Source organism: Thermoanaerobaculia bacterium (assembly GCA_035717485.1).
Taxonomy (GTDB): Bacteria; Acidobacteriota; Thermoanaerobaculia; order UBA5066; family DATFVB01; genus DATFVB01.
Map to the genome: position 1 here is coordinate 64,413 of DASTIQ010000315.1, position 12,671 is coordinate 77,083.

13 protein-coding genes are annotated in these 12,671 nt (G+C 71.4%); 7 read left to right on the plus strand and 6 right to left on the minus strand.

What is annotated here, in order from left to right; all coding sequences use genetic code 11:
• Positions 1-11: 11 nt before the first annotated feature.
• From ccsA to VFS34_16615, 4 genes are read left to right on the plus strand one after another with little or no spacing between them, the layout of a single operon-like run.
• Positions 12-824 (plus strand): cytochrome c biogenesis protein CcsA, encoded by an 813-nt coding sequence (gene ccsA / locus VFS34_16600; protein ID HET9796070.1) that lies wholly within the window; start codon positions 12-14, stop codon positions 822-824.
• Positions 821-2,113, plus strand: coding sequence for a glutamyl-tRNA reductase (gene hemA / locus VFS34_16605; protein ID HET9796071.1), 1,293 nt, complete (start codon positions 821-823; stop codon positions 2,111-2,113). Before ccsA ends, hemA begins: the two co-directional genes overlap by 4 nt.
• A complete protein-coding gene (hemC, locus tag VFS34_16610; GenBank protein ID HET9796072.1) occupies positions 2,110-3,018 on the plus strand; it encodes a hydroxymethylbilane synthase in 909 nt (302 codons plus the stop codon). The genes hemA and hemC overlap by 4 nt, the downstream gene beginning before the upstream one ends.
• Positions 3,015-3,749 carry a uroporphyrinogen-III synthase gene (locus VFS34_16615; GenBank protein HET9796073.1) on the plus strand — a complete coding sequence of 245 codons (735 nt, stop codon included), beginning with the start codon at positions 3,015-3,017 and terminating at the stop codon, positions 3,747-3,749. The genes hemC and VFS34_16615 overlap by 4 nt, the downstream gene beginning before the upstream one ends.
• Here VFS34_16615 and VFS34_16620 read toward each other — a convergent pair.
• From VFS34_16620 to menC, 3 genes are read right to left on the minus strand one after another with little or no spacing between them, the layout of a single operon-like run.
• On the minus strand, positions 3,731-4,501 hold the full coding sequence (locus VFS34_16620; GenBank protein ID HET9796074.1) for a GNAT family N-acetyltransferase: 771 nt from the start codon (positions 4,499-4,501) through the stop codon (positions 3,731-3,733). The two genes, VFS34_16615 and VFS34_16620, sit on opposite strands and share 19 nt — an antisense overlap.
• Positions 4,498-5,595: a M20 family metallopeptidase gene (locus VFS34_16625; protein HET9796075.1), complete on the minus strand. Its 1,098-nt coding sequence runs from the start codon at positions 5,593-5,595 to the stop codon at positions 4,498-4,500. Before VFS34_16625 ends, VFS34_16620 begins: the two co-directional genes overlap by 4 nt.
• Positions 5,595-6,701 (minus strand): o-succinylbenzoate synthase, encoded by a 1,107-nt coding sequence (gene menC, locus VFS34_16630; GenBank protein ID HET9796076.1) that lies wholly within the window; start codon positions 6,699-6,701, stop codon positions 5,595-5,597. The genes VFS34_16625 and menC overlap by 1 nt, the downstream gene beginning before the upstream one ends.
• 35 nt (positions 6,702-6,736) lie before the next feature.
• Between menC and hemB the strand changes: the two genes are divergently transcribed.
• Both hemB and hemL read left to right on the plus strand, forming a co-directional pair.
• Positions 6,737-7,735, plus strand: a complete 999-nt coding sequence (gene hemB / locus VFS34_16635; GenBank protein ID HET9796077.1) for a porphobilinogen synthase — start codon at positions 6,737-6,739, stop codon at positions 7,733-7,735.
• Entirely contained in the window at positions 7,705-9,069 is a 1,365-nt protein-coding gene (hemL, locus tag VFS34_16640) for a glutamate-1-semialdehyde 2,1-aminomutase (GenBank protein HET9796078.1), read from the plus strand. The genes hemB and hemL overlap by 31 nt, the downstream gene beginning before the upstream one ends.
• A 91-nt stretch (positions 9,070-9,160) precedes the next feature.
• On the opposite strand, the gene VFS34_16645 is transcribed toward hemL, so the two are convergent.
• Positions 9,161-10,087: a nuclear transport factor 2 family protein gene (locus tag VFS34_16645; protein ID HET9796079.1), complete on the minus strand. Its 927-nt coding sequence runs from the start codon at positions 10,085-10,087 to the stop codon at positions 9,161-9,163.
• Between the two features lie 210 nt (positions 10,088-10,297).
• On the opposite strand from VFS34_16645, the gene VFS34_16650 reads away from it, so the two are divergent.
• A complete protein-coding gene (locus VFS34_16650) occupies positions 10,298-10,495 on the plus strand; it encodes a hypothetical protein (GenBank protein ID HET9796080.1) in 198 nt (65 codons plus the stop codon).
• Positions 10,496-10,516: 21 nt separating this feature from the next.
• On the opposite strand, the gene VFS34_16655 is transcribed toward VFS34_16650, so the two are convergent.
• On the minus strand, positions 10,517-11,071 hold the full coding sequence (locus VFS34_16655; GenBank protein ID HET9796081.1) for a hypothetical protein: 555 nt from the start codon (positions 11,069-11,071) through the stop codon (positions 10,517-10,519).
• A partial coding sequence (locus tag VFS34_16660) for a hypothetical protein (protein ID HET9796082.1) occupies positions 11,047-12,671 on the minus strand: 1,625 nt, incomplete at its 5' end. The genes VFS34_16660 and VFS34_16655, both read right to left, overlap by 25 nt.

The following is a 12,671-nucleotide window of genomic DNA, read 5'->3' on the forward strand; positions in this document are numbered from 1 at the left end:
CAATCGACCGCGTGATCAGCGCCGCGCTCCTGGGAATCGCCGCCCTCGCTTTCTATGGCGCGGCCGAAGGGTTTTCCATCGCCTCCCTCCGGAAGAACTCCGACGCGCTGGCGCGCGGGACGACGATCCTCCTCGTCTCGGGGCTCCTCTGCCACTTCGCCGCGCTGCAGGTCCGCGCCCGGAAGCTCCATTCGGTCCCCTACCGCGACCTCTCCGACTCGATGTCCTTTTTCGCGTGGATGATCGCCGTCACCTACGTCTTCCTCTTCTTCCGCCACCGGGAGCGGTCGACCGGTCCTTTCCTGATTCCGCTCGTCATCCTTTTCCAGGTCATCTCGCTCCTGACGCGCCCGGCGACGCTGCCGGCCCGGAAGGAGCTCTCCGGATCGCTCTTCGCCTTTCACGTGACGACGGCGATCCTCGGCTACGCGGCTCTCTCCCTGTCGTTCATCCTCGCGCTGCTGTATCTCGTCCAGAACCGGCAGCTCCGGCAGCGCCGGACGGGTCTCCTCTTCTCGCGCCTTCCCGCCCTCGACGTTCTCGACCGGATGGAGCACACCGCCGTCGCGGTGGGTGTGGCCGCCCTCGCCGTCTCGCTCACCCTCGGCATGGTCTGGGCGCAGAAGAACTGGGGCACCGTCTGGGACGCGAAGCTCGGGGCGACCCTCCTCGTCCTCGTCGTCTATGCCGTCGCGCTGTTTTCTTCGCCCCTCGGACTGAAAGGGAAGAAGACGGCGTTCGTCTCGATCTTCGGGTTCTCGCTGGTGCTCTTCTCGTACACCATCGTGAACCTGTTCGTCAGCAAAGGACACGTGTTCCGATGATCGCTCCGATGGAATCGCCGCTCGTTCTCGTCGGCTGGGACTTCCGCCGCACGCCGATCTCGATCCGCGAGCGCCTCGCCTTCACCCCGGACTCGATCCGCGAGGCGCTCGCCCACATCACCCGCCAGGGCGTTCTCTCCGAAGGGGTGATCGTCTCGACCTGCAACCGCAGCGAGATCTACGGCGTGGGGACGACGGCCGACGTCGAAGAGGCGGTGACCGAGTTCGTCGCCGGCTTCCACCGCCTCCCCAAACCCGACATCCTCGGGAGCCGGTACGGCCTCTCGGGGCCGGACGCGGTGCGGCACCTCTTCCGCGTCGCCGCCGGCCTCGAATCGCTCGTCCTCGGCGAGGACCAGATCCTCGCGCAGGTGCGCGAGGCGCTGCGGGTCGCGTCGGCCGCCGGGGCGACGCGCTCGGTTCTCCACCGCCTCTTCCAGCAGGCCTGCGCCGCCGGAAAGCGCGTCCGCTCCGAGACGGGGGTGGGCACGCGCGCCACGTCGATCCCCGGCGTGGCCCTCGAACTCGCGCGCAAGGTCTACGAGGACATCGACAAACGCTCGTTCCTGATCGTCGGCGCGGGCGACATCGCCGCGATCTTCTACGACCTGCTCGTCGGGAGGGGCGCGCGGACGATCGACGTCGTGAACCGGTCCTTCGACCGCGCGCAGGCGCTCACCTCCCGCGGCGGCACCCCGCGGCGATGGGACGAGCTCCCCGCCCGGCTCCCGCACGCCGACGTCGTCGTCTGCGCCACCGCGAGCCCGACGCCCCTCTTCGGCGCCGCGGAAGCCTCGGCCGCGCTCGACGCGCGCCGCGGACGTCCCGTCCTCTTCCTCGACCTCGGCGTCCCGCGGAACATCGACGAGAAGGTTTCCTCGGTCGAGAACGCGTTTCTCTACGCCGTCGACGATCTCAAGGAGATGGCGGCGCGGAATCTCGCCGACCGGGAGAAGGACATTCCGAAGGCGGAGGCGATCCTGGAGGAGGAGCTCGCCGATTTCCTCTCCTGGTACGGCTCGCTCGCCGTCGTGCCGACCGTGACCTCGCTCCGGCGCCGCTTCGAGCGCGTCCGCGAGGAGGAGTTCGACCGGCAGCTCTCCCGTTTCGAGCGCGTAGCGCCCGAAGACCGCGAGAAGATCCGGCTGCTGGCCCAGTCGATGGTCCGGTCGCTCCTGCGCCGGCCGACCGTCGCGCTCAAGGAGGAATCCGACCCCGTCCGGAGGGTGGAGCGCGCCGAAGCGATCCGGCACGTGTTCGGACTCGAGGACGAGGGCGGCTCCGAGTGAGGCTCCGCCTCGGGACCCGCGGATCGACGCTCGCCAGGACCCAGTCGGGGCTCGTCGCCGACTGGCTCCGCTCGCGAGGCGCGGAAGTGGAGATGATCCTGATCAAGACGACCGGCGATCGCCTTTCCGAGCTGCACCAGCCGATCGAAGGAAAGGGGATCTTCACGAAGGAGCTCGACGAGGCGCTCTTCGACGGCCGGATCGACCTCGCCGTCCACAGCATGAAGGATCTGCCTTCCGAGCTCCCGCCGGGACTCGAGGTCGCCGCCATTCCGGAGAGGGAAGACGCCAGGGACGTCCTCGTGACGCGCGACGGAGCGCCCCTCGCGGCGCTCCCGCCGGGGGCCGTCGTCGGGACGGGGAGCCCGCGCCGCGCGGGTCAGATTCGCGCCCTCCGGCCGGACCTCGCCTGCGCCGAGGCGCGAGGCAACGTCGACACGCGCCTCCGCCGGCTCCGGGAGGGAGCGTGGGACGCGATCGTCCTCGCCCGCGCGGGACTCCGGCGGCTCGGCCGCGACGCGGAGGCCACGCAGATCCTCGAAATTTCCGAGATGGTTCCCGCGGTCGCCCAGGGCGCGCTCGCGATCACGACGCGGCAGGGCGAGCCCCTCGAACCCGTGCGCGCGCTCGACCACGCGCCGACGCGCGCCGCCGTCCTCTGCGAACGCCGGGTCCTGCGCGAGCTCGAAGGGGGCTGCCGGGCTCCCGTCGCCGCCCATGCGACGGTCGCCTCGGGGAAGCTCGCTCTCGCGGCCGCCGTGATGTCGCTCGACGGCTCGACCGTGATCCGCGTGGATCGCGAAGGCTCCGCGGGCGATCCGGAGGCGCTGGGCGGCGAGGCCGCATCCGCCCTGCTCGCGCGCGGCGCGGCGGCCCTCGTCGCGGCCGCACGGGTCCCGGCATGAAGTCCTTCCGCCGTTCCGCGCTGGTCGTCTATTCCGGCGGAAAGCCGTTCGCTTACGAGGACACGTTCGCGGCGAAAGGTTTCGGCCTCCGCGCCGTCCCGAGCCACCGCATCGAGATCACGTCGCAGGCGTTCCCGGCGGGGCATCGCGTGGACCGCGTGATCTTCACGAGCCGCAACGCCGTGGACATCCTGCGCCGGGGCGGGGCCGTGTTCCCCCCGGCCGCGCGGTACCACGCGGTCGGCGCATCGACCCGCGTCGCGCTCGACAAGCTGGGACTCGCCGCGGACGCGCCGGAGGACGCTTCCGCCTCGTCTCTCCTCGCGGCGCTCCCGGAATCGCTCGCCGGCGAGTACGTCTTCTGGCCGCACGGCGATGACGCCGACCTCGCGCTCATCGAGAACCTGAAGCAGCGGGGCGCGACCGTCTATGCACCGACGGTCTACCGGAAGGTCAGGCTCCGGTTCCCGGCCGATCTCTCGGCGCCGATCGCCGAGCGGGCGTTCTCCGCCTTCGCCTGCACGTCGGCCGCCGCGGCGCGATGGCTGTTCGAGGGCCGCTCGCCGGAAGAGCGCAAGGCGCTCGGGTCGGTGCCGGCCGCGGTCCTCGGCGCGAGCACCGCGAGCGAGCTCGAGCGTCTCGGCGTGAAGAGGACCGTCGCCGTCCCCGACGCATCGTTCGATTCGCTCGCCGCGACCCTGATCAAGATCCTTCAGCGCTCGAAGAGGTAGAACGCCCGGCCGTTCTCGAGGGCGAGCGCGCTCGCTTCCCAGCCTCGCGCCATCAGGTCCTCCGCCCGGCGGCGCAGTGCGAATCGGGCGCGGCGCGCGCCGGCAGGATCCGACCGGTAGAGTTTCGGAGCACCCGTCGGGATTTCGACGCTCGTCCGGCCCGACTCCGGATCGCGGCCGAAGCGAAACGGAACGGCGCCTTCGAGCGTCGGCTCCGGGAACTCTTCTCCCGCCGCCACCCGCCTCACGTCGGGAGCGTCGAGCTCCCAGAACACCTCGAAGCGGTCGGTCGGCAGGTCCGCGTAGATCCCGCCGATCGGACCGTAGAAATCCCGGAGATACCGCCGCGCCCGGGCGCGAAGGCGCACGAGGTTCAACCGCGCGTTCTTGACGAGCAGCGGGTCGTACGTCCAGGTCACGAGCCCGATTCCGCGCGCGAGGCACCATTCGCGCTGGAAGAGCTTGAGCCGCTTCGAGAGGCCCCGTCCCTGGACGTCGGGCCGGACCGCGAGGAGGTGGGAATGCTGTGCGCGGCGGCCGACGATCTCGCGAGGGAAGCCGTGGACGAATCCGAGCAGGTCCTTTCCCCGGAACGCGCCGGCCGTGAGGCCCCCGGCGTGCGTGATGGCGATGAGGTCCGCGACCGACGGCGCCTCGAGGTCCGGGAGCCGCCACGCCGCCTTCGCGACCCGCTGGGCGAGCGCGAATTCGGCCGGGCTCGCGAGCTCCCGGAGGCGGATGCCGGTCGTCACGCCGTCTCTCCCGGCTGCTCCAGGAAACCGGCGAGGAGCGAGACGCGGAAGGCGAGATCCTCGAGATCCACCCACTCGTCCGGAGCATGAGCGCCCCCGCCGGCCGGGCCGAGCCCGTCGAGAGTCGGCACGCCGGCCGCCGCCGTCAGGTTCCCGTCGGACGCGCCCCCGACGCGTTCGGCGCCGAGCTCGACGCCGAGCTTCCGCGCGAGGTCGCGCACTCGCTCGTAGAGCGCGCGGGATGCGGGAGTCTCCTCCATCGGCGGACGGTCGAAACGGGCGTCGATGGAGACCGCGACGCCCGGATCGGAGGGGCGATACGCCGCGAGGGCGGCGAGCAGGCGCTTCTCTTCGGCCGCCGTCCACACGCGGGCGTCGATCGTCAGAACCGCGGAGGCCGGGACGACGTTGGTCTTCCCCCCGGCCGACGCGAGGGTCGGCGTGACGGTCGTTCCCGCCGCGCGGCCCGCGACGGACTCCAGGAAGAGCGCGAACCGCGCCATCTCGAGGAGCGCCGAGGCGCCCTTCTCCGGCTCGAGCCCCGCGTGCGCCGGCCGTCCGCGGAACTCGACCCTCACGAGGCCGGTCCCTTTCCGGGCGATCTTCGCGGCGCCCCGCTCCGACGGTTCGAGAACCAGCACGCGATCGTGCTCCCGCGCGAACGAAACGAGCGCCTCCCGGGACGCCGCGCTCCCGACCTCTTCGTCCGGCGCGAGGAACAGGGAGATCGGCGGGCGCGCGGCCGAGACGCCGAAGCGGTCGAAGATCGCCAGCGCGACCGCGATTCCGGCCTTCATGTCGAACGCTCCCGGGCCGGTTCCGCGCCCGTCTTCGATGCGAAACGGGCGCTCGGCGAGCGTCCCGACCGGCCAGACGGTGTCGAGATGACCCACGAGGAGGGTGCCCCCTTTCCCGCCGCGGCTCCGGAACGTCGCCCGAACGGCGTCTCCGGCGCCGCCGCAGGGCACCGTCTCCGCGGAAGCCCCCGCGCGGATGAGCCGCCCCGCGATCGTGCTCGCCAGAGCGGAGACGAGGGCATGATCGTCCGACGGGCTCTCGTGCTCGACGAGCCAGCGAAGGTCGTCTTCGAGCATCAGGCGGAGAACTCCTCCTGCGCGACCGTGTACCGGTCGAGCCGCTCGCGCACGACCGTCACGCCGATTCCGGGTCCGGGGGGCACCGGCATCTCGCCGTTTTGCGCCTCGAGTGGAGGGTCGACGATGTCCTCCTCGAAGTACCGCGAGGCGGAGGAGGTATCGCCGGGCTTTGCGAAGTTCGGGAGCGTCGCGAGATGGATGTTCGCCGCGCGCCCGACGCCGGATTCGAGCATGCCCCCGCACCAGACCGGAATGCCGGCGGCCGCGCAGGTGTCGTGAATCCGCCGCGCCTCGGCGAGACCTCCGACGCGCCCCACCTTGATGTTGACGACGCGCGCCGCGCCGATCCTCGCCGCGACGCGGGCGTCGGCCTCGGACCGGATCGACTCGTCGAGGCAGATCGGCGTCGCGATTTCCCGCGCGAGCGCCGCGTGCTCCCAGAGGTCTTCGTGGCCGAGCGGCTGCTCGAGATAGTCGAGGCGGAACGGGTCGAGAGCGCGGAGCGCGGGCGTCTCGGCCCGCGTGTACGCCGCGTTGGCGTCGACGGTGAGGTCGATCGACGGAAAACGCTCGCGGACCGCGGAAACGAGCGCGACGTCCCGGCCCGGCTCGATCTTCAGCTTGATCCGCCGGTACCCCTCCTCCACGTGCTTCGCGACCAGATCCCGGAGTGCGTCGAGGGAAGGCTGGAGTCCCAGGGAGACGCCGACCGGAACACGATCGCGGACGCCACCGAGGAGATCCCGCAGGGGGACGCCGTTCTCCCGGGCGGCGAGGTCCCACAGCGCGGTCTCGAGCGCCGCCTTGGCCATGCGGTTGCCCCGGATGGGGGCGACGAGCCGGGCGAATTCCTCCGGCCCCTCGAAGGTCCTTCCGAGGACCGCCGGGACCAGGAACTCGCCCAGCGCGTGCGCGGCCGACGCGTTCGTCTCCTCGGAATAGAGCGGAGCGTCGTCCGCGACGCATTCCCCCCATCCGGAAGAGTCTCCGCCGTCGGCCTCCACGAGGAGGAACTGCTTGACCGTGGTTTCCCCGAACGACGTGCGGAAGCGGAACCGCAGCGGCATCTCGACGCGGCGGAGCACGATCCGACGCAAACGCATCAGGGAAAGTCTCCCACAGATGGTAGATTTCGCCCATGAATTCCATCGGTTTTCCGACCGTCCGAATGCGCCGGCTGCGCCGAACGGCGGGGCTGCGGACGATGGCCCGGGAGACGCGCGTATCCCCCTCGCAGTTCATCGCGCCGCTCTTCGTCCGGAAGGGCGCCAACGTGCGCGAGGAGATCTCCTCGCTGCCCGGGGTGTTCCGGACTTCTCCCGACACGGCGCTCCGGGAAGCGGAGGCGTTCCGGAAACTCGGGATCCCGTCCGTGATCCTGTTCGGGATCCCCGAGCGGAAAGACGAGGAAGGCACGGAAGCGTGGGACGACGAAGCGGCGGTCCAGCAGACCGCGCGCCTGCTGAAGAAGGAGATTCCCGAGCTGGTCGTCATGACGGACGTCTGCCTCGACGAATACACCTCGCACGGGCACTGCGGAGTCATCCGGAACGGCGAGGTCGACAACGACGCGACGCTTCCGCTGCTCGCGAAGGCGGCGCTGTCGCACGCGCGCGCCGGCGCGGACGTCCTCGCGCCGTCCGACATGATGGACGGGCGCGTCGGCGCGATCCGCGAAGCGCTCGACGAGCACCGTTTCGCGGAGCGCGCGATCCTCGCCTATTCGGCCAAGACCGCCTCCGCGTTCTACGGGCCGTTCCGGGAGGCCGCCGACTCCGCCCCGAAGTTCGGCGACCGGCGCGGCTACCAGATGGACGCCGGCAACTCCCGCGAAGCGATGCGGGAAATCGAGCTCGATCTCCGGGAGGGCGCCGACGCCGTCATGGTCAAGCCGGCGCTGCCATACCTCGACACCATCGCGAAGGCGCGAGCCCGCTTCGACTGCCCGATCGCCGCTTACAACGTCTCCGGCGAGTATGCGATGGTCAAGGCCGCGGGACGCAACGGCTGGATCGACGAGAAGCGGGTCACCTGCGAGATCCTGACGTCGATCGCCCGCGCGGGCGCGGACTGGATCCTGACGTATCACGCGAAGGAAGCCGCGGCGTGGCTCGCCGACGGCACGTTCCTCGCGTGACCGCGAAGAAGAAGCGCCGCACCGCGCGGCGGCGGCCCCGGTCGACCGCGCACTCCCACGCGATCTTCGCGGAGGCGAAGAAGCTCCTCCCGGGGGGTGTCGATTCCCCCGTGCGCTCGTTCGCGGCCGTCGGCGGCGAGCCGTTCTTCGTCCGCCGCGGCTCGGGATCGAGGCTCCGCGACGCCGACGGAAACGTCTACCTCGACTACGTCATGTCGTACGGCCCGCTGCTGCTGGGCCACGCTCCGGGAGCGGTCGTGCGGGCGATCCGTTCCGCCGCCGGGCGCGGCACGTCCTTCGGCGCGCCGACGGAGCTCGAGGTGATGCTCGCGCGCCGCGTGCGAAAGGCGTTCCCCTCGATGGAGAAGCTCCGGTTCGTCTCGTCCGGCACCGAAGCGGCGATGAGCGCGATCCGGCTCGCGCGCGGCGCGACGAAGCGCGACCGGATCGTGAAGGCCGAAGGGGGCTATCACGGGCATGCCGATTCGTTCCTCGTCTCCGCCGGCAGCGGGGCGGCGACGCTCTCGATCGCGGGGAGCCCCGGCGTGCCGGAAGCGCTCGCGGAAAAGACGCTCGTCATTCCCTACAACGACGCGGACGCCCTCGACGCCGCGTTCCGCGCCCACCTCGGGGAAATCGCGGCCTTCATCGTCGAGCCGATCGCGGCGAACATGGGCGTCGTCCCGCCGAAGCCGGGCTACCTGGAGGCGGCGCGCGAGATCACGCGTCGCCATGGCGCGCTCCTCATCTTCGACGAGGTGATCACGGGCTTCCGGGCCGCGTTCGGCGGCGCGCAGGAGCTCTACGGCGTCGCGGCGGACCTGACGTGCCTCGGAAAGATCATCGGAGCCGGCCTCCCCGTCGGCGCCTACGGCGGGCGCGCCGATCTCATGGGGCGGATCGCGCCGGACGGCCCGGTCTATCAGGCGGGAACGCTCTCGGGGAACCCTCTCGCGATGAGCGCGGGAATCGCGATGCTGGACGCGCTCGCCGCGAATCCGCCCTATGCGGAGCTCGAGGCGAAGGCCGCCGAGTTCGAGCGGCGCATGACCACGGAGATCGAAGCCGCCGGCGCCGCCGGGAAGGTCTGCTGGAACCGCGTCGGGTCGATGGGGACGCTCTTCTTCACGCCCGGTCCCGTCACGAACTTCGCGGATGCGAAGCGGTCGGATACCGCCGCCCACGCCCGCTTCTTCCACGCGGCGCTCGAGCGGGGCGTGTTCCTCGCCCCCGCGCAGTTCGAGGCGATGTTCTTCTCGACGGCGCACACGGCGGCCGACGTGCGGAAGACCGCGCGGATTCTCGGCGAAGCGCTCCGGATCGCCCTCCCCTAGCGCGGCGACTCGTCCCCGCGAGATCGCGGCCGTCGAACGTTCGGAATCCCTATTCGGTCGCGCGGCGAAGGCGCCGCGAGCGTGAGCGCGTCTACTTCGGGGGCAGCTTCTCGTACGCGTCGAGCGCTCTCGCGTAACAGGCACCGGCTTCCGGGTTCGTCTGCAGATCCTTCATCCACGGGACCGCGCTCCGGACGAGCGCCGGGTCGCCGCTCTCGGACACGATGAACGCGGCGTCGCACGACGTCCCGACGCCGAACCGCGCCACGTCGATCCAGCCGACGTCCCGGATCGTCGTCTGGAGCTCGCGGTCGGCCTTCGAGATCGCCGCCCGGACGGCTTCGCCGCCGTTTCCGGAGGCCTGCAGCGAACGGATGCGGGCGGCGCGCGACCGCAGCCGGTCGGAGATGGTCCGGACGAAGCCGTCGGAGAGGGGGCGTGGATCGGGGATCGGGACGACGTCCGTCGGCTGCATCACGACGACGCGCGGAGGTTCGGCCGGCCCCGCGGATGCGGTCGGCGCCGCCGCCTCGGCGGCCCCCGCGGGCACGACGGCCGGCGAGCCTTCGCCTCCGAAGGCCTCCTTCGAGATCTTCCACGTGCCGTCGATCTGCCGCTTCCAGACCGCCAGCCTCGGGGTGCGGCGCGTCCGGCGGGAGCCGCCATATTCCTCTTCGGCGGCGACGGCCCCCGTCTCGACCGCGAGATCCCCGCAGGTCTCGAGCGTCGCCGTCTCGAATTGCTCCCGGGCGACGCGCGGAGGAGACGACATGCGCCGGCCGATCCAGCGCCGGACCGCGGACCTGCCGCGAATCGGCTCCTCGCCGGAGGGATAGAGAACCACGTCATCCGCGTAGGCATCGATCGCCGCCGCGGCGTCGCGGGCGGCCACCGCGTGCGCGAGCCTCTCTTCGACCTGGCGGATCGCATCGGCGATTCCGGGATCGGCCGGCTCGGGAGCGGCGACGAGCGGAACCGCGGCGGTCAGGACGCAGATCACGGCGAGCATCGGACGCATGCGTTTCCTCCGGTTCGACGGGGACCGTACCGCATCGACGGCCCGGTATCAACGCGAGACGGAAGAGCGCCGCGGCCCCGGAATGCGGACGAGGTCGCGCCATGGCCTCGTCGAGGCCGGCGAACCCGGCCGAGAGACGCGACGGGGGACGAAGTCGCGGTCGGGCGATGGCACGGGCGTTGCTGCCTTTCTCCTTCTGGAGGAAACCGTATGAAATTTGCCGGCCTCTATCTCCTCGGCTACGTCATCTTGATCGCGGGCATCGTCGCCGCGCTCTGGAAGACCGGAGTGCTGCAGAGCGTCGGCGCCGGGTGGACGGCGATCGGCATCGTCATCGCGATCGGTCTCGGCATCATGATCGCCGTCGCCAACAGCGGCCGCAAGGAGAACATCTCCATCGAGAAGTGAGCCCGGGCGGAGCCCTTCGGGTCATCGAACTTCCGGGCAGAACTCCTCGAACCCCGACGCCCGCTCCCGCCGAGCCCCGGGATCGCCCCCCGGGGAAAGGATCCCGAGCGCCTCGAGTTGCGGCCGGAATTCGTAGCGGATTCGTATCCGGGCGGCGGGCCGGGGATCGAGGTCCAACGCCACTTCGACGACCGGGTGCTCGCGGCGGTTTCCCATCCCGGTCGCGGCGAAATCGTCCGAGAGCGCGCCCGACGCCGCCGCCTCGTTGCCGGGCGCCGCGTCCCGCCGGGAACCCTCGCGACGCGGCGTTTCCGGGGCCGGGGCGCCCATCGCCGGGACGGGAATCCGTTCGCGATAGAAAACCGCTTCGATCACGCCGAGGTTCTCCGTTTCCGAGAGCGACGCGGCGTACGAACGCTTCTCTCCGGCAAAGAAGAACGCTCGCGCCGCCGAGCCGCTCACCTGCCATCCCGGAATCGTGATCGATCCATACGGCTCGATGACCCATTTCCGCGCCTCCCCGGCCGTCGTCCGGCGGGCATCGATCGTGTTCAGGCCGTCGACGGAGAGCGCCACCGCCATGCGCTGCGGGCACGGGTTCGTGAGACGAAGAGCGTAGGGAACGCCGCGAAGCGCCTCGACGTAGACGGTTCCGCGCGAGGCGTATTCACGCGGCGTGCGGCCGCCGACCACGACCGAGAGAGTGAAGCCGCGGTCGGCCGCCGCGTGAAGCTCGGCGGCTGCCGTTGCGAAAACCCCGAGGATGAGCGCCAGGCGTATGCGTCGTCGCATGTCGGACCTCCCTGCCCGTTCCAGACACCGGAGCGGGAGAAAGGTTCCCGACGGATCCTCCGTCCTTCGAAGATCCGCCTGTCCAGGCGCGCCCGACAGCGAGGACCGGACGGAATCTCTCGACGGGCGACATGGGAGGACCGGCGAGGCGCGTCGGCATCGCTCTCGGGATCATCCGCCGCCGTCAGGAGGGGCGCGCGGACGACTTCGAGAAACCAACCCGGGCCCCACGGCACCGGGCGAACGTCGTGATCGCGGCGGAGCGGCGCGAGCAACCAGGCGTTTCGGGGATCCTCCCGGGCCGCGAGGTAAACGCGGACTCCGCGGTCGAGCTCCCCGTCGACGAACGCGATCAGGCGATCGGCTTCGGCGGGAAGCGACGCCCGGTCCGCGGCGGAGACGGAATGGGCCGCCCAACCGGGATGGGAGTTCTGGCTTTCGGGAAACGACCGGAGGCGCAGCCGCGAGTCTCCCCCCGCGTAGTAATCGAAGGGCGGCCGGGCGAGGCCGAGGGTCACGACGTCGGCATGGCTGCCCGGGCGGGTCGTCGCGAGCAGCCGGCGCACGATCGCCTCTTCCCACCGGCGGCCCTGAGGTCCCGGCCGCGGACGCCACTGCGGGACGACGGTCCAGAGGCCGACCGCCGCGAGCGCGGCGATCGGAAGAAAAGGATGCCGCCACCGGGAAACCGCGAAACCGATCAGGATCGCCACCCCGATCTCCACGATGACCTCGCTCCGGCCGACGATCGCGATCGGGCGGTCGATCGCGGCGAGCGCCACCTCGAGCGCGAGGAATCCCGGCCAGAGCGCGACGGCGACGAGGCCGACGAAACGGCCGCCCGCGCGGGGAACCGGCTCCCGGCTCTTCCCGCGGCCCGCGAAGAGGGCTCCGAGCGCGGTGGCGATGACGACGGCGACGCCGGCGACCTCGCGGGCCTGGACGAAGGGAAGGACCCGGCCGTCCATCGTCGGATAGGGCTTCCGCCATCCCGGGAGCGCGACGCGCGTCGACGCGGCGAACGGCGCCCAGAGGGGAACGCGTCCCCACATCTCCCGGAGGTAGTCGGCCGCCCCGCGGTCGAGGCGGACCGCCCCCGCGAGCCACACCGCCGACGTCCCGAGCACCGTGACGAGGAGGACGGCGGCCCGGACCCGGTCCCGGCGGCCGGCCGAGGCGAGGATGGCCGCCGCGGCGATCGCTCCCGCCGCCGCGCCTCCGTAGAAATGCACCGAGGCGGCGGCGACTCCGGCCGCGAGGAGCGCCGCGAACGATCCGGCCGATCCGATCCGCCGGTCGCGCAGGACCGCGGAAACCAGGAGCGCGATCGATAAGGCGAGCACGGCATACGGCTTCGCGTCGCTCGACTGGTCGATCTGGACCG